This window comes from Roseibium sp. RKSG952, from assembly GCF_009711355.1.
This window is the reverse complement of sequence record NZ_SMMF01000949.1, coordinates 98050-116577: the sequence shown is the minus strand read 5'-3', so window position 1 is coordinate 116577 and position 18528 is coordinate 98050. Positions and strand designations below refer to the sequence as shown.

Below are 18528 nucleotides of genomic sequence, written 5' to 3'. Positions count from 1 at the left end.
CTTGACTTCTACGGGCGATCGCGGTGTATCGGCGCGACGAATTTTGCGCCCGAAGGGATATGATCCATGCACGCCTATCGCAGCCACACCTGCGCCGCTCTGACCGCCGCCAATGTTGGTGAAACCGTTCGCCTGTCCGGTTGGGTGCATCGGGTACGAGATCATGGCGGCGTGCTGTTCATCGACCTGCGCGACCATTTTGGCGTGACACAGGTTCTGTGCGACGGCGACAGCGCAGCCTTTGCCGAGCTGGAGAAGGTCCGCTCCGAATGGTGCATCCGCATCGACGGCACGGTCAAGGCACGCGACCCCGAACTGGTAAACCCGAAATTGCCCACCGGCGAGATCGAAGTTTATGTGCGTGAACTGGAAGTTCTGGGCGCTGCTGACGAACTCCCGCTGATGGTTTTCGGCGATCAGGAATACCCTGAGGAAACTCGCCTGCGCTATCGCTATCTGGACCTGCGCCGTGAAGCGATGCAGCAGAACATGACCCTGCGTTCGGACGTTGTTGCATCCATGCGCAAACGGATGTGGGATCAGGGCTTTCGCGAGTATCAGACACCGATCATCACCGCATCCTCGCCCGAGGGTGCGCGTGACTTCCTGGTGCCCTCGCGTTTGCACCCGGGCAAGTTCTACGCGCTGCCGCAAGCTCCGCAGCAGTTCAAACAACTGATCATGGTGTCGGGCTTCGACAAGTACTTCCAGATTGCGCCTTGCTTCCGCGACGAAGATCCGCGTGCCGACCGCTCGCCCACCGATTTCTATCAGCTCGACCTCGAGATGTCGTTTGTTGAGCAGCAGGACGTGTTCGACACGATCCAGCCGGTTCTGACCGGCGTGTTTGAGGAATTCGGCGGTGGCCGAAAGGTTGATCAGGAATGGCCGCAGATTTCCTACAAGGACGCAGCGCTCTGGTACGGCACCGACAAGCCCGACCTGCGGAACCCAATCAAGATGCAGGTTGTGTCTGAGCATTTCCGTGGTTCTGGCTTTGCGATATTCGCCAAACTGCTGGAGCAGGAAGGCACCGAAATCCGCGCGATCCCGGCGCCGACCGGTGGCAGCCGTAAATTCTGTGACCGTATGAACGCTTTCGCCCAGAAAGAGGGTCTGCCCGGTATGGGCTACATTTTCTGGCGCGATCAGGGCGAAGGGATGGAAGCGGCAGGCCCGCTGGCTAAGAACATTGGCCCCGAGCGGACTGAAGCGATCCGTCAGCAACTGGGTCTGGGCGTTGGTGATGCGGCGTTCTTCTTGGGCGGCAAGCCGAAAGCCTTTGAAAAGGTTGCTGGTAAGGCACGCGACGTGATTGGTGAGGAACTGAACCTCACCGAAAAAGATCGTTTTGCCTTTGCCTGGATCGTGGACTTCCCGATCTATGAACAGGACGCAGAAACCGGCGCGATTGATTTTGAGCACAACCCGTTCTCGATGCCTCAAGGCGGTATGGAAGCGCTGCAGGGCAATCCGCTGGATGTGCGCGGGTATCAGTACGATCTGGCCTGTAACGGGTACGAACTGGTTTCTGGCGCGATCCGGAACCACAAGCCTGAGATCATGCTGAAAGCCTTCGAACTGGCGGGCTATGGCGAAGAAGAGGTCAAGAGCCGCTTTGGTGCCCTGTTCAACGCGTTCCACTATGGGGCGCCGCCACACGGTGGCTGTGCTGCAGGTATCGACCGTATCGTGATGCTGCTGGCTGATGAGGCCAACATCCGTGAAGTCATGATGTTCCCGATGAACCAGCGTGCCGAAGACCTGATGATGGATGCGCCATCAGATCCGACTTCGGATCAGTTGATGGAGCTGGGTCTTCGCATCATCCCACAAGACTGATAGTCAGACCGCCCGCCTTGTGCGGGCGGTTCTGTTTTGTGCAGCTCAAATCCTGCTGATCAAGATCGATAGAGCCTTTGCTTTGAGGTTCAATCAAGTGGGTTGTCCACGCTTTGACGGTTGTCGCGAATTGACCGCGCCGTGCTTCTGGTCTGGCGGTAAAGCCACAGGCACAGAACGGTGGCCGTGATGAAATAAGCGATCGTCATCTCAGATGGCCTCCCGGTGTTTGAGCCGGTTTTGCACCAAACCTGCTACTCGTGCGGTCTGCGCGGTAACGGGTGCGCCCCGTGACTGTGATGCCGCCAGTTGCTGTGCGGCTTCAGCCAGAACCATATCTTCGGCATCCCGTGCGACCGCCCTGAGGAACTGTGCCACATAGTCCAGCGTGCGATTGTCGGTCGGACCTGTCAGTACGTCAGCGATATGTGCCATGTCGTCCTGGTAGGCCATCGGGTCCGGGTGGATCACCTCGTCGCGCACAGCATGGAGGCCCCCCGGGCGGCGATCTTCGGGGAGAAGTTCCAGAATACTCTTCTGGAAATAGGCAAGCGACGTCAGCGGCTTGGCGAGGAACCCATCCGCACCAGCCTTCATCGCTGCTGCTTCGGTACCGTCATCACCCGACATTCCCAGAATGACACTGATCCGGGGTGCTGCCTGATCCAGTTCGGCAATCAACTCATCACCAGACCCATCGGGCAGCCCCATGTCGACGACAATGACGGAAGGACGATAGATCTGAAGGTGACGGCGTGCCGATTTCAGACAATCCGCACGACGTATTCTCGCCCCGCTGTGCATGCACATCAGCCGCATTGCATCGCAGACATACCGGCTGTCTTCAACGACAAGGATGGTCTGCCCCAGCAACGGCCGGGTAGCGTTGGGAAGGGCGGGAGAGGTGGCGAATGGGCCCGAATCGTCCATGGCAAAACTCCTGTTCAGCAGATGCCTCACGCTAGGAACTTCTGGCTAACACAGGGTTAATGGGCAATTTGGCGCACTTGCCCTTTGTTGGGGCAACCCCCATAACCCCAGCAACGCTGAACAGAGGAGAGTTCCATGATTGGTCGCCTGAACCACGTCGCGATTGCCGTTCCGGATCTTGAAGCGGCTTCCGAGCAGTATCGCAACGCGCTGGGCGCAAAAGTTGGCGCGCCTCAGGACGAGCCCGATCATGGTGTAACCGTGGTGTTTATCGAACTGCCCAACACCAAGATCGAATTGCTGTATCCTTTGGGCGATGACAGCCCGATCAATGGATTTCTGGAAAAGAACCCTGCTGGCGGCATTCACCATGTCTGCTACGAAGTTGAAGATATCATTGCCGCCCGCGATCACCTCAAGGAAACCGGTGCGCGCGTCCTTGGCTCAGGAGAGCCGAAAATCGGTGCGCATGGCAAGCCTGTTCTGTTCCTGCACCCCAAGGATTTTAATGGCTGCCTGGTCGAACTTGAGCAGGTGTAACCCCTAAGCCGGAGGGCCGATTATGACGATTACAGCAGCTCTGGTCCTGTTTGCCGTTATCTGGTTCCTGACCTTGTTGATCGTGTTGCCCGTGCGGATCAAAACGCAGGGCGATCTGGGCGAGATTGTTCCGGGTACCCATGCAGGGGCGCCAGAAGTGCATCACCTGAAGAAAAAGATGTGGATCACCACCGGTATCTCGGTAGTGATCTGGGCGATCATTGCAGGAATTATCATCTCGGGCGTGATCTCGGTCCGGGATTTCGACTGGCTGAACCAGATGGGCTGACAGTCAGGGTCTGGTCCCTGACAGCCCATGATAGATATGGGTGAACGTCGCGGCCCCGAGGATCGGGATCAGGAGGTTCACCAGAGGTACGGATAGCGGAATGGCCATCAGCGTCCCGGCCATCCAGATCGTCGCGACATGTTTTGCCCGCAGTTTGCGCGCTCCTTCACGGCCCAACCGCCGCATCGCGGCCAATGTGAAGTATTCCCGCCCCAACAGGAAGCCGTTCATGGCCCAGAAGATGAACGGAGCGAAGGGCGTGAAAATCGCATAAAGGATCAGAGCTAGAAGGTTGGCAACGATAAGGACGCCCAGGAAGCTGAGCGTATCCATCAATGCGTCGCCAAAAGGTATGCGTGGGACCGCGGGCAGAGAGGGATAGTGTTTGTCCTCGACCGCTTGTGCAACCTCGTCCAGAAACATCGAGGTGATGGCTGAGGCCACCGGCACCATCAAAAAGACCGACAGCACCATCATCAGCAGAAAAGATGAGACACTGAGAAGATCGTTCAACCACGTCACTTCACCCAAAATCGGCAGGGTTACCTGATCTCCGACAAGCGTGTTGATCAGCCATAGGAACCCTGCATAACTCACCACAAGCAGGGCAAATGTCAGGCCAACGCCCAGCAGCAGAACTTTGCGAAACCGCGGATCCCCGATCTGTCCGATGGCTTTGAGAAATGACTGGACAACGATCATTCGGAAACCCATTCGGTCAGTACAGGTACGTCCGGGCGTGGACGTTCAGGCGGTGTGGTGCCTTCGGTTGCGATGTGAATCAGGCCAGCGACACGTTCATTTTCAGCGAGACCAAAGGCTTCCTTGCAGAAATCACGGTCATGAGTTTGCCAGCCTGACAGCCAGTTCGCCCCCCAACCAGCAGCCAGAGCTGCATTCAGCAACGCCAAACACACTGCACCGGCAGAATAGGTTTGTTCGATTGCAGGAATCTTGGGGGATTCCTTTTGCACTTCGATGACGGCGACGGCCAGTTGTCCCAGATCGAATTGGTTTCTGGCTTTGGCGATGTCCTCGGGGCTTTTGCCCAATGCCCGCCCATGTTTCTCGGTCAGGTCCGCTAGACGCGGCATCGCGCCTTTTTGCAGAACGATAAAGCGCCAGGGCTCAAGCTTGCCGTGATCCGGGCTGCGAGCAGCGGCTGTCAGCAAAGGTTCCAGTTCTTCCCGTGTTGGGGCAGGTGCGATCAGGGTTTTCGCCGGGCGGGATCGGCGCGACAGCAGAAATTCCAGTGCGGCCGGATTTTTCAAGGACATATGTTAACTTCCTTTACATCAGCAGTGTGTATCTCGGACAGGTGCATGGCCTTTTCAAGGGCAAATGCAAAAAACTGTCCTACATCTCTGATACCTTGCGGCGGCTTGGCGGGAGATCACATTGGCTATGGAGGCACAAAGAACAAAACACAAGTCGATGCAAAGCCTTGCCACGCTGTAGACCGCTACAGGTGTTAAGGATGGATCAACCGGCATCAGGCGGTTTCTGGCGATTGCTATTCACTTTGATCAGGTGGAGTTTCCCGGATCTGATAGACGCCCTCTGGTAAATCGAGGGCAGCGGCCAGATCGCGGACCTGTTCCGGTGACAGCGTGATCTTCTGGACCTGTTCCGTACGGGGGTCTATCTGCTCAAGCGTCACGCATTCGGCAAAACTGTTGATTACGATATCCTCTTGCAAAGGCTTGGGGCCTTCGTCCACCAGAGTAATGATCGTCGAGTCGAATTCATGTTCAATCGAAAACATGATGTCAGAGTGCCGATCCGAATGCGGTAATGCAACCCGTTGTTCGGAACAGAAGGTGTGGTAAGCCCGAAGGTGTCGCGCTAAGGTTTCCTTCCGGCATGATTTTGAAAGGACCCGGAATGCTCCGTTATGTCTTGTTGCTGGTCATGCTGGTTTCCGCCTGTGGCCTTAGCCCGCGCGGGTCTGGTTTTATCACTGCAGAACAGTGGAATCCCTCAACGCCGGAGCTGCAGCAGAAAGCGAGCGATTTTCGGCAAGTTAGCCGCGCCGTCAGCGTCGCCGCCACCGATACCTGCCGACGTCAGGCCAAAAACCTGAATTGCGAGTTCGGAATCCTTGTCGATCCTGATCCAAATGCAGAGGTCAATGCGTTTCAGACACTGGATGACAAGAAACGACCCTACATTATTTTTACCCAGACGATGATTGAATCGACGCAAAATGCGGACGAAATGGCATTCGTCATGGGGCACGAAGCAGCCCACCATGTTCTGGATCACATTGCACGTCAGGCTAAAAACTCGCAGGAAAGCGCGCAGATCTTTGGGAATTTGGCCCGGGATTATGGCGCTGATGACGAGGGTGTTGAACTTGCGCAGAAGTTGGGTGCGGATGTCGGGGTGCAGGTATACATTAAGGGGTTCGAGCTTGAGGCCGACCGGTTGGGTACGGTGATTACACATTCAGCGGGTTATGACCCCTTGGTCGGAATGGAGTATTTCAAGCGTATTCCTGATCCGGGTGACCGCTTTTTGGCGACACACCCCCCCAACGCTCAGCGCGTGCAGGCCGTTCTGGAGACGGCGGCCCAATTGGGACTGACACAATGACAGACCTGACGCGCCTTGGCGTGGTGCTGACCGATCGCGGATCAAAATACGCTGTCACCGGCGCCTCTGCATCCAGTCGCGCGGATGTTGATGCTGTTCTGGCGGAACTCAAATCCGACAAGAGTTACGCCAAGGCTACGCACAACACCTGGGCCGCTGTTTTGCCGACCGGAGCCCTGAAGGCCGATGACGGTGAAAGTGGGGCTGCCATGGTGATCCTGCGGATGATGGAGCGTGCTGAAATGGAGAACCACGTTATCATCGTGACACGCTGGTATGGCGGCAAGAAGCTTGGCGGCGATCGTTTTCGCAGGGTGCAGGATGCCACGCGGTTCTATCTGGATCACCTCGGTATCGGTGCTTGACCTGAATCAAGGGCAAAGATCGGTTTGATTGATACCTTTTCCTAAAGCGCGACAGGGAAAGGAAACCGTATGTCCAGCCGTGAGACTTTGCGACACCATGCCGGCCTCGTGGATCAGATGGCCACAAAGCTGGGTGTGGATCTGGAAACTGCTGCTATCGAAGGGCAGGTATCTGTGGATGAGATTTCAGATGCTGTTCTGAAATGCACCAACTGCCCCAATCCGAGCCACTGCGAATCCTTTCTTCAGAAAAGCGCGTCTTCGCAGCAAACTCCGGAATACTGCAGAAATCGGGAGTTGCTGCAAAATCTCATCCCGTAAGGCGGTTGTTCGATGATGCATCTGGGTCAAATTATGACGCATGTTCGCCTGATCCTCAGGATGGGGCAGGCCACGGGAACTGATCTTGTAGCAGCCCATAAGGTCGGTCGATTGAGCCAGGAAAGCTGGGCCGAGATGATTCAATCCTGCAGGGGGTGCGAATGGGCTTGCGCATGTCCGGAATGGTTGGATCAGAATGAAAGTGCGCCGCATGCCCCCGAAAACTGCCCAAACCGAAAGCGATTCGCCGCACTTAAAGCAAATCAGCGGCGGATGAACTGATGGCTCGAACTTCGCTTGGCGACATCGAAAAACACTTTTGGCTGACCCGATCCGTCGCCAGGTGCATGGGTGTTTCCCTTACCGAAGCGATGGTTGAAGGGCGGCTTTCTGCCAACGATTATGCCGAGATGGTGACGCGCTGTCGCGCCGCGGAATGCAGCGAAAACTGCGCGATATGGTTGTCGATTCAGCAGTCTCAGGCACTCTCCGCACCAGAATTTTGCGCCAATGCCAAAACCCTCAACGAGCTGAGATAGACACCTTCATAACTGTTGATGTGATCCGTCACACAGAGGGGGCTTGGAAGTCTGTTTGCACCCACAAAAAAAGACCTTTTTGCTCGATTCCGCTGTGTATTTTACCGGCTCGATTCCGGTTCCTTTATGTGATCCGTCACAGAAGGGCTGTCGTTTGGATCTGCCGCATGCGCACCAGAAATAACTCTTGCCCTCGGTTACTTCGACGGGAAAGGGGGATTTCTGTGCGATGATGGGTGCATCTGACATCTGGCTACTCCGATTTGGCTTATGTCGATGACACAGCTTAGCTTGATCGGGCAAAAAGGGTAGCGGCAGGCCCGATCAATGCACCTGCAGGTTGCCGGGCAAGCGTGGTTTCGCTTCTAATCACGAAGCCGTTATCGATTCGGTTGCCAGATTGGTGACAAGCCCGTATTCTGACGACGGCCCCGAAAAACTGGGCAATATCAGAAAAGTAATAGAGGATTGATGGACATGAAACTCAAATTCGCTGCTCTCTGCGCAACCGCAGTTGTTCTGGCCGCGTGCTCGCAGCAGGAAGAACCGACCCCGATCTACGTACAGCCTAGCTATGACAAGCAAGGCAACGCAAGCTGCTCGGCAGGTTATCAGCTGGCCACGACCGAAGCAGGTCAGACCGTATGTAACCCGGTCACACAATAAGCATTCCGCAGGCGGTCCTATTGGGGGCCGCCTGCACATTCGATCAAAGTTTGATCCGCCGTTTGGCGGTTTTTTCTTTTCTGGCCATAACGTGAAAATGCTGGTTTTGTTCAATAACTGAACCAAGCGCCCGGAAGGCCAAATGCTGAACTTCTTTCAACGACTGAGTGACAGAACACGCTGGAGCTGGCAGGGCGTGATCACGACCTGGCGCGAGGAATACTCGTTCCGTATCTGGGGATGGCTCAATGTGTTCTCGGCTGCATTGGCGTTTTGGCTGCCGCTGACTGCGGGCGAACGTGCCATGATCTTAGCGTTGGGAATCCTGGTTCTGGCGGCTGAGTTGTTCAACACAGCTGTCGAACGTGCGGTCGATCACACCTCAACCGAACATCACACTTTGGCAGGGCAGGCAAAAGATGCAGCCAGCGCAGCCGTGGCCCTGACCGCGATAGCTGCTGGGGTTGCCTGGCTGGTTGTGTTGTTCAGCCTGATTTAGCCACCGCTTCACAATTCTTAGTGTCGAAACCGCAGCCCGAGCCGGTGTTTTCGATGTTTGAACACATACCGTTTTGGCGCTGGATAGTAGTAGCCTTTGTATTTGTGACGTTTGACCCCATGATGTGGTCGGCCTTTATAGGTTGAGCCATGGCTAACATGTGGTCTGGTTGAGTAGTGCCGGATAGTTGGAGCGTAATAGTATCTGCGAACATGATGCTGACTTCGCTGGTGAATACTCAGCTTGACTGATCCAACCGTAATGAAGCCGGAAACACTACTGTCATAGCTCTGCGCGGAAACCGGGCCTGAGAGCAGATGTGCTGTAACGATGACAGCAGCGCATCGTGGGATAGATCGAAACATGCGAAACATGAGAACCTCCGTTTGGGACAGGGTTTCATGTCTATGATCGGTCAAAGGCGCGCTGTTTGCCAATAAACTTGGGTCACGCTTTGCCTATCGCACTTCATCTGCGGCACTGTGGGTCTGTCTGATCAGAATGTCAGACAGTTCTGCCCCACAGATCATATTCACCGGCCTCATCCACTTCGACCGTCACGATATCGCCCGGCTTCAAGGCCTCGAAGCCTTCATCAATGAACAGGTTGCCGTCAATCTCGGGGGCGTCAGATTTGGTCCGGCAGGTCGCCGCGTCGCCATCAACCTCGTCCACGATGACTTCGATCCTTTGTCCGACTTTTGCTGCCAGCTTGGCTTCTGAGATCGCCTGAGCCTTTTCCATAAAACGTTCCCACCGGTCCTGTTTGACTTCGGCGGGGACATGATCCGGCAGATCATTCGATCTTGCACCGTCCACGTTTTCGTACTGAAAACACCCGACGCGATCCAGTTGTGCCTCGTCCATCCAGTCCAGCAACGTCTGGAACTCGGCCTCGGTTTCACCAGGATACCCCACGATGAAGGTCGACCGCAGGGTGATGTCCGGGCAGGTTGCGCGCCAGGCTGCAATCTCATCCAGGGTTTTGGCCGCCGCCGCGGGGCGGGCCATGCGTTTCAAGACGTCGGGGTGGGCATGCTGGAAGGGAATGTCCAGATACGGCAACACGTTACATCCCGCATCAGCCATGAGCGGGATCAGTTCGCGCACATGCGGATAAGGGTAGACGTAGTGAAGCCGGACCCAAGCGTCCAGCTTGCCAAGCTCGCGGGCCAGATCGGTTATGTGGGTACGCACCTCACCGTCTTTCCAAGGGTTCACATCATACTTGCGATCCAGGCCATAGGCTGAGGTGTCTTGCGATATGACCAATAGCTCGCGTACCCCATTATCGACTAGCTTTTCCGCCTCACGCAGAACTGCATGTGCTGGCCGGCTGGCGAGTTTGCCGCGCATGTCCGGGATGATGCAGAACTTGCATTTGTGGTTACAGCCCTCGGAAATCTTCAGATAGCTGTAGTGGCGCGGGGTGAGCTGCACGCTGCTGGCGGGCAACAGATCCACAAACGGATCCGGGTCCGGCGGTACGGCCGAGTGTACAGCATCCAGAACCTGTTCGTACTGGTGCGGGCCGGTGACGGCCATGATGCGCGGGTGATGTTCGCGAATGTAATCCGGTTCGGCCCCCAGACAGCCGGTCACGATGACCTTTCCATTTTCCACCAGCGCCTCGCCGATCGCATCCAGCGATTCCGCCTTGGCACTATCAAGAAACCCGCATGTGTTCACGATCACGGCATCCGCGCCTGAATAGTCGGGTGAAATTCCGTATCCTTCGGCACGAAGGCGGGTCAGAATGCGTTCACTGTCGACCAGTGCTTTGGGACAGCCCAATGAGACCATGCCGATGGTGGGCTGGTTCGAACGTGGCGTCTCGGTGATCCGGGCGGCAGGCGCCAGGTCGGGGCGGAGGTTTGGCGGGTTCGTGGTCATGGCGCGGCATATAGTGGGGAACGCTTCCCCTTGCAAATGTTGCGCGCACAGGGCTGACTTGTCATCGAGCAGACAAGCCGAAAAGGCAGAGGGCAAAACATGAAATGGTTGGTGCGAATCCTATTCATACTGGTTGCAGCATTCGGGCTGGTCATAGGCGCGTTGTTGTTGATGCCGGGGGATAAACTCGGCGCCATACTGGCCGAACAGGTGCGGGCGCAGACCGGACGTGAACTGACCCTTTCCGGCGATGTGCGCTTGTCCTTCTGGCCTGTGCTGGGAATGGAAACAGGTCCGGTCACCTTTGGCAACGCATCATGGGCTGGTCCGCAACCAATGCTGAGCGCCAATAGTCTGGCTGTGGGCGTGGACGCATCAGCGTTGTTGGCAGGCGATCTGCGAATCAAACGCGTGTTGGCAGAGGATCCCGTGTTGCGGCTTGAGTTGTCCGAAGGGCGCGGGAACTGGGAACTCACTGTGGCGCAGTCGGGTGCGACCGTACCGGCTAATGAGGCGGGTACACCCCCCGCAACGGAACAGGGTGCAATTACCCTTGATCGTCTGGAACTGACGAACGCAAGGCTGATCTATGTTGAGAATGGCGAGATTAAGATGGATTTCGCCAATGTCGATCTGGCAGCCAGATGGCCTGAAATCGACGCCCCAATGGAGATGCAGGCAAGTATGTCAGTACCCGGTGGGAGCGCTGATGTGGACCTTACGATCCCGGATTTGCCGGCATTCGCATCCGGCGTGGTAACGCCGCTTGAGCTGACTATGACAGCCCCGGGAGGAGACATCAGTTTCTCGGGCCGAGTGAACATTGCCGGTGAAATGGATGGCAAGACCCGGATCAAGACATCCAGCACCGAACAGATGTTGACGGCGTTTGGTCAGGGCGGAGTCTCTGTCCCATACGGGCTGGGGCAGGTTGCGAATGTCTCGAGCCAAATGACCTATACCAAAGATGGTCGCATCTCATTGCGTGGGATGAGCGCCGTTCTGGATAACAACCGGTTCGATGGAGAGGCCGACATTGACATTTCTGATCCCCCTCAACTGACCGCGCGACTGAATGGCGGGGATCTTGATCTCTCACAGATTGCCGGAACCGAAGCGACAAGCACCTCAACCGGTGGCGGAAGCAGTGCCGCAGCACCTGTTTCAGAGGGTTGGTCCAATGACCCGATTGATGCGTCTGCTTTGTCGCTGGCAAATGGCAATATCCGGCTGCAAGCCAACTCAATCGCCGTACCGGGCATGACCTTTGGTGCGAGTGATTTGACCATGAGCCTTGATAGATCACGGGCCGTTCTGAAAATGCATCCGGCTACTTTGTTTTCGGGGCAACTGAATGGTCAGGTCGTTGCGAACAACAGAAACGGCTTGTCGGTCGGGGGAGATCTGACAGCGACCGGGATAAACATCCAGCAGGCCCTGAGTACTCTGGGTGGCATAGAACGTCTATCCGGCACCGGATCAGGTTCCCTTAAATTCCTTGGTGTGGGGCAAACGGAAAATCAGATTATGAACTCGCTCAGCGGATCCGGCAGCCTTGATGTTGAAAGCGGCGTCATCTCGGGTATTGATCTCGATCGCCTGATGGGGCGCGGCAACGTGTCAGGAGGGACGACGGTCTTCAACAGCCTGACCGCAAGCTTCACCATGGATGGTGGGAACCTGACCAATGAAGATCTGTTGATGACCCTCAAGAATTACAGGGCAGATGGCAAAGGGCGTGTCGGGCTGGGTGCCCGTGACATTGACTATCTCTTCACACCTGTCGCACTGAGGGCAAATTCAGGCGAGGGTATCGCAGTGCCCGTTCGTATCGTCGGACCATGGAGCGACCCATCGATCCGGCCCGACCTGACCAAAGTGATCGAAGCTGCGGCCGAGGGTAAGGTCAAGGAACTTGAACAGGATGCGAAGGACAAGGTCCTGAAGAAGGTCGGGGATGAACTGGATACCACAATCACCGACAGCGATCAGATCGAGGATGCGCTCAAAAGCAAACTCGAAAAAGAGGCCAAGAAAGGTCTTCTGAAATTGTTCGGTGGCGACTGAGCTATATTTCGAGCCAAACGAAAACGGGGCACCTAAGGTGCCCCGTATTGTTTCAGTGATCAGATTGTCTGGTCGTAGTCACCGACATTGGGCTCGGTGCGAATGACGGCGTCAATATCCGCAAAAATAGCGCGCATTTCGTCTTCGCTTTCGCTGCTTTCGCAGACAACAACCAGATTGGGGGTGTTCGACGACGCGCGCACCAGACCCCAGCTGCCATTGTCCAGAATGACCCGTGCACCGTTTACGGTCACGACCTCCTTGATCGGACGTCCGGCAAAGGTCTCGCCTGCATCCGCCTTGGCGACCAGCTTGTCGACCAACCGTTTGAGGATGTCATACTTTTCGGTATCGGCTGCATAGGGCGACATGGTCGGGGTCGACCATGTTTTAGGCAGGGCCTTGCGCAGGTCAGACATGCTCTGATCCGGGTTGCGGTCCATCAGTTTGCAGATCTCGACGGCTACGCGCATACCGCAGTCATAGCCTCGCCCGATAGGTTCGGCCAAAAAGTAGTGTCCTGACTTTTCAAACCCGGCCAGCGCGCCGATTTCCTTGACGCGACGCTTCATATGGCTGTGACCGGTCTTCCAGTAGTCGGCTTTGACGCCATGCGCCTGTAGCTCGGGGTCACTGGCGAACAGGCCTGTGGATTTGACGTCCGCCACAAAGGTCGAGCCGGGATGTAGCTTGGCCAGATCACGGGCCATGATCACGCCGACTTTATCGGCGAAAATCTCTTCGCCTTCATCATCAACGACGCCGCAACGGTCGCCATCCCCGTCGAAGCCGAGCGCCAGATCGGCACCGCTGGCTTTGAGGGTGTCGGCCATGTCATGCAACATTTCCATGGCTTCCGGGTTCGGGTTGTAATTGGGGAAAGTGTAGTCCAGCTCGTTGTGGCTGGGTACGATTTCTACGCCGATCCGCTCAAATATCTCGGGGGCAAAGGCCGAAGCTGTGCCGTTTCCGGTGGCGCAAACCACCTTGAGCGGACGTGACATTTTGAAATCGCCCACCAGATCGTCGATATAAGCCTCTTTCACGCCATCAACGAATTCGTAAGAGCCCCCTTCACGGGCGATGCCTTCACCGTTCAGCACGATATCGCGCAGCTCGGACATCTCGTCAGGGCCATGGGTCAAGGGCCGGTCAAAGCCCATCTTCACGCCGGTCCAGCCATTGGGGTTATGGCTGGCAGTGACCATTGCCACCGCAGGCACGTCCAGATGGAACTGTGCAAAATAGGCCATCGGGCTGACAGCCGGGCCAATGTCCTTGACCTGAATACCGGCCTGCATCAGCCCAAGGATCAGCGCATTCTTGATGGCCAGAGAATAGTCACGATAGTCGTTGCCAACCGCGATTACCGGCTCGATGCCGCGCTTATGCATCTGCGTACCCAGTCCCAGACCAAGGGCAGTCATGCCGGGCAGGTTGATCTCCTCAGGGTATTTCCAGCGGGCGTCATATTCGCGAAACCCGGTGGGTGTGATCATCGGGTCGCGCAGAAAATTCCAGGTGTTCGGAGTCACCTCGGGGATAGGCTTGGTCATCAAATATCTCGATCGCTAAATTTGAATTGGGTTGGCTTTGGCCAGCGCATCAAAGCGCATCAATGTGTCAACGAGCTTGGGCATCTGATCCAGGTAGATCATGTTTGGCCCATCACAGGGTGCATTGTCGGGATCCTGATGGGTCTCCATGAATACTGCTGCAGCACCTACCGCAACTGCGGCCCGGGCCATAACGGGCGCAAATTCTCGCTGCCCGCCTGATGATCCGCCGCGGCCGCCAGGCTGCTGGACCGAATGGGTTGCATCCATGACGACTGGATAACCAGTCTGCGCCATGATCGGCAAAGACCGCATGTCCGCGACCAGTGTGTTATAGCCAAACGAAGCCCCACGCTCGGTCAGGAGGAGGTTGTGGTTGCCGGTGCTTTCGATCTTGGTGACGATGTTCTGCATTTCCCAAGGGGCAAGAAACTGGCCCTTTTTGACGTTGATCACGGCCCCCGTATTCCCTGCGGCCAGCAACATGTCTGTCTGGCGACAAAGGAAGGCCGGTATCTGCAGCACATCCACGGCCTCGGCAGCGATGGCGCATTGCGCTTCGGAATGAACGTCGGTCAGAACCGGTATGCCCATGGTTTTGCGGATATCGTCCAGAACCTTGAGCCCTGCATCAATACCCATTCCGCGCTTGCCGGATAGCGAGGTCCGGTTGGCTTTGTCATACGAAGCCTTAAAGACGTACTGTGCACCAGCGGCTTCGCAGGCTTCTTTCATTGTGCCCGCGATCATCTGAGCGTGGTCCGCGGTTTCAAGCTGGCAGGGACCGGCGATGATGGTAAGCGGAAGGTCGTTGCCAACTGTCAGATCGGCGATTTTTACATGTTTCATGAGTCTTACGAGGATACCTGTTCACGAAGGACTGACGCTGTAAGCGAAATCAACAGGTAGATACCAGCAAACAACAGGAAAGCCAAAATCGTATTTTCAAACTTGCGTGGATAGGTGGGTTCCTGACTGGCCACCGGGTTTACGGACACAGTAAGATACCGAACCTTTCGGTTGGCCTCGGTGCGTGTTGTTTCCATCTGCTGCAAAGCGGTTTGGAGCATCATATCCCGTGCCGCCAGATCGGCTTGAGCCATCTGAATGCGAACGCTCAATCGGGCAAGCGAATTTTCGCCTGCAGACGCGTCCAGCATTTCGGCATTCAGTTCGGCAAGAACGGCTTCCAGTCGTTCGATGTCTGCCCTGACGCCGTCAACCTTGGCTTTGTTTGGTCGAAGATTGTCCAGAAGCGCTGCAAGTTGCAGTTCTTTGTCCTGTAACTGAACTTCGATTTCGTTGATGCGCCCGCGCATGCCTGCAAGGACATTTTCCGGATCAAGCACAGCGCCCTGCATCTGCAACTCAATCAGGTTCTCTTGTGCTTTTCGGCGTTCCTCTTGCGCAGTTTCGAAGCCCCTTAAGGCGTCCCGCATCTGATCTTCGCGCTTCAATTCGGTCAGCCCGTTAATTCTCTCTTCGGCATAAGAAATCAGCAGGTTAGACAGATTGACTGAGGTTTCAGCATCCGGCGCGGCAACTTCCATCCGAATGATACCATCGGTTGGGTCATACCCGATCGTGATCATTTTTTTGTAAAGTTTATAGGCCTCTTCAAGGCTCGCATCGGGGGACAGGCGCTGAATTGGATCAATCCAATCCTGTTGGAAAATCTCGGTAAACCCGACATCTTTGTCGAGCCTTTGCAGCGCATCTTTGGATTCAAGGAACTCCTGGGTCGCAACGGAATCCTGTGCAGTGGCGAATTGCGTTCCGGACAGCAAGCCTCCGATCGCTCCGCCACCATCTGCCTGCAGAATGGAAAATGCGGAATCGCTTGCGTACATGGGCGTTGCCACGCGGTAGAAGTAATATCCAACGACTATCGTGGGCAGCAAAACAAAAACAGCCAAACGCGCGAATAGCCCAATGAGTTTGCGTCGACGACGTTTGGCGACGTCTTTCTGGATTTGCCCGATCTCATATTCACGACGTTGGGCGGGGCTCAACTCTGGCCCTGGTAAGTTTTCCTGTGCCCTTTTAACCGTTTGGGGCAGTTGGATATTAATAGTGTCTTTAGGGTCAGTTTCTCTATTTGCTTCAGAACCCGATGAGGCCGCAAGTTCCAGCAGATTGGTGCGCTGGAACGGATCAATGCCTTTCTGACGCAGTAACCGAACTGCATCGTAATCGGATGTGGCCGCCAACCCATTTTTTTGCGCCAGTCGACGAGCTACTCGTAACTGGCGGCCAGTCAACCCTTCGCGTTTGATGGCATCCAATTCAATGCCCGGCTGACTTTCGCCGGTGGCGGTGGGGGGTTGGGTTGCCCGCCGGATTCGGGAAATCGCTTCCGAGCGTGCTTCAGCGGTTCCTTCCCCTTGCGGCGCGTCGCCTGAATTGAATTTTTTAGCCTTGGGTTTGGTAGTCATATAGCTGCTTTGCCTCTTCCAAGGTTTCAAACATGTAGAGCTGCCCATCGACAAGCACAGCCGCTTGTCGTGCGAATTTTTCAAGTATCTTGGGGCTGTGCGAAACGATCACCAGGGTCGTGGTTCGTAAACGCTCCTGCAGGATTTCACCGGCCTTCTTGTTGAACTCCACGTCCGTGGTAGAGGGCATTCCTTCGTCGATAAGGTACATATCGAAGTCCAGCGCCAACATCAGCGAAAATGTGAACCGCGCGCGCATGCCAGCCGAATAAGTGGCCAGCGGCTGGTTGAAATATTCACCCAAACCACACAGCCAACGGCAGTAGGCTTCGACATAGTCCGGATCCATACCGTAGATTTTGGCGATGTATCGTGCGTTTTCCAGAGCGGACATGCGTTTGGAAACGCCACCGGTGAACCCCATCGGAAATGAGACCCGGCATTCGCGGCGTATAACGCCTTCATCGGGTTGCTCAAGCCCGGCCATCATGTTGATAAGAGTAGTCTTTCCTGTCCCGTTCGGCGCCAGAACCCCGAGGGATTTGCCCAGCTCGACCCGGAAAGAGACATTGTCCAGGATCACCTTTCGGCGCGTCCCGGTCCAGAAGGATTTGCTGACGTTCTCAAATTCAAGCATTCACGACCTGCTGATCGTTCCTTTGATGTCTGTCATTCGTCGGATCGTATCACCAGCGTTTCTGCTACCGATCCATGTTGGCCACATTATGTCGAAATATGAAACAAATGATCAATGCGTTCCGGTCGTTGTTCAGGATTGTGTGACCTGTGGTTCCACCACTGGATCGAAATCGCAGGACCATTATCTTCATGACAAGCAATGAACAAGCTGGATTGAGGAAACCTTATCATCCCATGAATTTGCTGGCCGATCAGATCCGGTCCTGCCGTCTATGCGCAGATACATTTGCGCAAACCTTTACGGCTCATGAACCACGCCCCGTGGTCTGGTTTCAGTCGGGATCACGAATATTGATCGCAGGCCAAGCTCCCGGTGCGCGTGTCCACGAATCCGGTCGTCCGTTTACCGATCCGTCGGGTGATCGATTGCGTGAATGGCTCGGCCTGAATGAGGAAGTGTTTTATGACAGGGCGCAAGTTTCGATTGTGCCGATGGCTTTCTGTTTTCCAGGCTATAACACCCGCAAGGCCGACTTGCCGCCGCCACCGATATGTGGCCGCACGTGGCATGACAAGGTGATGCAGGAGTTGGGTGAAGTGCCTCTGACTGTGTTGGTTGGCGGCCATGCACATAAGTATCACCTGGGTGCCCGAACGCCTGTTACAGAGACCGTTCGAAACTGGCGAGACCATGCGCCGCGTGTCTTTGCCTTGCCTCACCCGTCGTGGCGCAATACGGCATGGTTGAAGAAGAACCCGTGGTTCGAAGCTGAACTGTTGCCGGTTTTGCGTGCGCGGGTACAAGAGGTGCTGAATGACTGACACAACGGCCCTGGATGCTGCCCATGCCGAGATGGAGGCAAACCCACAGGACGATGCAGCGCGGCTGCGGTTTTTCGAACGGCTGGCTGATTGCGAACTGTTCCTGATGTTGACCGAAGAGGCACGGGACGAAAACATATCGCCCGAACTGTTTGAGGTGGCGGATGGCCGCTTTGTGCTGGCATTCGATCGTGAAGATCGACTGGCTGGTTTTGCGGGCCGACCAGCGCCTTATGTTGCACTATCTGGCCGGGTGTTGGCAGCGATGTTGTCAGGGCAGGGGATCGGACTGGGTCTGAACCTGGATACGGCCCCCTCATCTATGTTGATTCCAGCTGAGGCTTTGGGCTGGCTTGCCAGCACCCTTCAGCATGGGCCGGAAGAAGTACAACAGAAACTGGCGGAGTTTCTGCCTCCATCCGGATTGCCTGACAGGCTGCTCACGGCATTGGACACCAAATTGGCGACCGCTGCGGGGCTTGCCAGTGCTGCGTTTCTGGTGGGCACAAAAAACGACCTTGGCGGGCAGG

The 18528-nt window shown here is 55.8% G+C and carries 23 protein-coding genes; 13 read left to right on the top strand and 10 right to left on the bottom strand.

Going from position 1 to position 18528, the window contains the following annotated elements; genetic code table 11:
• Positions 1-66 precede the first annotated feature (66 nt).
• On the top strand, positions 67-1842 hold the full coding sequence (aspS, locus tag E1297_RS32755; protein ID WP_155145486.1) for an aspartate--tRNA ligase: 1776 nt from the start codon (positions 67-69) through the stop codon (positions 1840-1842).
• Between the two features lie 210 nt (positions 1843-2052).
• Here aspS and E1297_RS32750 read toward each other — a convergent pair whose 3' ends face one another.
• Positions 2053-2772 carry a response regulator gene (locus E1297_RS32750; protein WP_155145484.1) on the bottom strand — a complete coding sequence of 240 codons (720 nt, stop codon included), beginning with the start codon at positions 2770-2772 and terminating at the stop codon, positions 2053-2055.
• Between the two features lie 135 nt (positions 2773-2907).
• Between E1297_RS32750 and mce the strand changes: the two genes are divergently transcribed.
• Complete coding sequence (mce, locus tag E1297_RS32745; protein ID WP_109313240.1) at positions 2908-3312, top strand: methylmalonyl-CoA epimerase; 405 nt, start codon at positions 2908-2910, stop codon at positions 3310-3312.
• A gap of 22 nt (positions 3313-3334) precedes the next feature.
• Complete coding sequence (locus tag E1297_RS32740) at positions 3335-3601, top strand: DUF1467 family protein (protein ID WP_155145482.1); 267 nt, start codon at positions 3335-3337, stop codon at positions 3599-3601.
• Between the two features lie 3 nt (positions 3602-3604).
• On the opposite strand, the gene E1297_RS32735 is transcribed toward E1297_RS32740, so the two are convergent.
• The 3 genes from E1297_RS32735 to E1297_RS32725 all read right to left on the bottom strand — a co-directional run bounded on the left by E1297_RS32735 (position 3605) and on the right by E1297_RS32725 (position 5366).
• Complete coding sequence (locus E1297_RS32735) at positions 3605-4303, bottom strand: EI24 domain-containing protein (protein ID WP_155145480.1); 699 nt, start codon at positions 4301-4303, stop codon at positions 3605-3607.
• Positions 4300-4878 (bottom strand): nitroreductase, encoded by a 579-nt coding sequence (locus E1297_RS32730; protein ID WP_155145478.1) that lies wholly within the window; start codon positions 4876-4878, stop codon positions 4300-4302. The genes E1297_RS32735 and E1297_RS32730 overlap by 4 nt, the downstream gene beginning before the upstream one ends.
• Before the next feature lie 236 nt (positions 4879-5114).
• A complete protein-coding gene (locus tag E1297_RS32725) occupies positions 5115-5366 on the bottom strand; it encodes a hypothetical protein (protein ID WP_155145476.1) in 252 nt (83 codons plus the stop codon).
• 119 nt (positions 5367-5485) lie between these two features.
• Here E1297_RS32725 and E1297_RS32720 point away from each other — a divergent pair, with 119 nt between their 5' ends.
• From E1297_RS32720 to E1297_RS32705, 5 genes are all read left to right on the top strand, one after another.
• Entirely contained in the window at positions 5486-6196 is a 711-nt protein-coding gene (locus E1297_RS32720; RefSeq protein WP_155145474.1) for a M48 family metallopeptidase, read from the top strand.
• The gene (locus tag E1297_RS32715) at positions 6193-6561 is read left to right on the top strand and encodes a YigZ family protein (RefSeq protein ID WP_155145472.1); all 369 of its coding nucleotides are present in this window, start codon (positions 6193-6195) and stop codon (positions 6559-6561) included. The genes E1297_RS32720 and E1297_RS32715 overlap by 4 nt, the downstream gene beginning before the upstream one ends.
• A 69-nt stretch (positions 6562-6630) precedes the next feature.
• A complete protein-coding gene (locus tag E1297_RS32710; protein ID WP_155145470.1) occupies positions 6631-6882 on the top strand; it encodes a DUF6455 family protein in 252 nt (83 codons plus the stop codon).
• A gap of 12 nt (positions 6883-6894) precedes the next feature.
• Entirely contained in the window at positions 6895-7164 is a 270-nt protein-coding gene (locus E1297_RS51355) for a DUF6455 family protein (RefSeq protein ID WP_368669768.1), read from the top strand.
• Positions 7164-7421: a DUF6455 family protein gene (locus E1297_RS32705; RefSeq protein ID WP_155145468.1), complete on the top strand. Its 258-nt coding sequence runs from the start codon at positions 7164-7166 to the stop codon at positions 7419-7421. Before E1297_RS51355 ends, E1297_RS32705 begins: the two co-directional genes overlap by 1 nt.
• Before the next feature lie 6 nt (positions 7422-7427).
• Here E1297_RS32705 and E1297_RS32700 read toward each other — a convergent pair whose 3' ends face one another.
• Complete coding sequence (locus E1297_RS32700) at positions 7428-7670, bottom strand: CDGSH iron-sulfur domain-containing protein (protein ID WP_155145466.1); 243 nt, start codon at positions 7668-7670, stop codon at positions 7428-7430.
• A gap of 228 nt (positions 7671-7898) precedes the next feature.
• Between E1297_RS32700 and E1297_RS32695 the strand changes: the two genes are divergently transcribed.
• Positions 7899-8087: a hypothetical protein gene (locus E1297_RS32695; protein ID WP_209016144.1), complete on the top strand. Its 189-nt coding sequence runs from the start codon at positions 7899-7901 to the stop codon at positions 8085-8087.
• A gap of 142 nt (positions 8088-8229) precedes the next feature.
• Entirely contained in the window at positions 8230-8586 is a 357-nt protein-coding gene (locus E1297_RS32690; RefSeq protein ID WP_155145462.1) for a diacylglycerol kinase, read from the top strand.
• 504 nt (positions 8587-9090) lie between these two features.
• Here E1297_RS32690 and rimO read toward each other — a convergent pair.
• Positions 9091-10389, bottom strand: a complete 1299-nt coding sequence (gene rimO / locus E1297_RS32685) for a 30S ribosomal protein S12 methylthiotransferase RimO (RefSeq protein WP_209016149.1) — start codon at positions 10387-10389, stop codon at positions 9091-9093.
• A 189-nt stretch (positions 10390-10578) separates the two neighbouring features.
• Here rimO and E1297_RS32680 point away from each other — a divergent pair, with 189 nt between their 5' ends.
• Entirely contained in the window at positions 10579-12546 is a 1968-nt protein-coding gene (locus E1297_RS32680; RefSeq protein WP_155145458.1) for an AsmA family protein, read from the top strand.
• Between the two features lie 59 nt (positions 12547-12605).
• On the opposite strand, the gene E1297_RS32675 is transcribed toward E1297_RS32680, so the two are convergent.
• Genes E1297_RS32675 through E1297_RS32660 form a run of 4 tightly spaced genes read right to left on the bottom strand, consistent with a single transcriptional unit; the run spans position 12606 to position 17174 of the window.
• The gene (locus E1297_RS32675) at positions 12606-14105 is read right to left on the bottom strand and encodes a phosphomannomutase/phosphoglucomutase (RefSeq protein ID WP_209016143.1); all 1500 of its coding nucleotides are present in this window, start codon (positions 14103-14105) and stop codon (positions 12606-12608) included.
• 12 nt (positions 14106-14117) lie between these two features.
• A complete protein-coding gene (kdsA, locus tag E1297_RS32670; RefSeq protein ID WP_155145454.1) occupies positions 14118-14951 on the bottom strand; it encodes a 3-deoxy-8-phosphooctulonate synthase in 834 nt (277 codons plus the stop codon).
• Positions 14952-14956: 5 nt separating this feature from the next.
• Positions 14957-16537: a capsule biosynthesis protein gene (locus E1297_RS32665; protein ID WP_155145452.1), complete on the bottom strand. Its 1581-nt coding sequence runs from the start codon at positions 16535-16537 to the stop codon at positions 14957-14959.
• Positions 16515-17174 carry an ABC transporter ATP-binding protein gene (locus E1297_RS32660; protein ID WP_155145450.1) on the bottom strand — a complete coding sequence of 220 codons (660 nt, stop codon included), beginning with the start codon at positions 17172-17174 and terminating at the stop codon, positions 16515-16517. The genes E1297_RS32665 and E1297_RS32660 overlap by 23 nt, the downstream gene beginning before the upstream one ends.
• 236 nt (positions 17175-17410) lie before the next feature.
• Here E1297_RS32660 and E1297_RS32655 point away from each other — a divergent pair, with 236 nt between their 5' ends.
• Positions 17411-17998 (top strand): uracil-DNA glycosylase family protein, encoded by a 588-nt coding sequence (locus E1297_RS32655; RefSeq protein ID WP_155145448.1) that lies wholly within the window; start codon positions 17411-17413, stop codon positions 17996-17998.
• Positions 17991-18528, top strand: a 538-nt coding sequence (locus E1297_RS49950; RefSeq protein ID WP_209016142.1) for an SseB family protein, incomplete at its 3' end; no start/stop codon positions are given. The genes E1297_RS32655 and E1297_RS49950, both read left to right, overlap by 8 nt.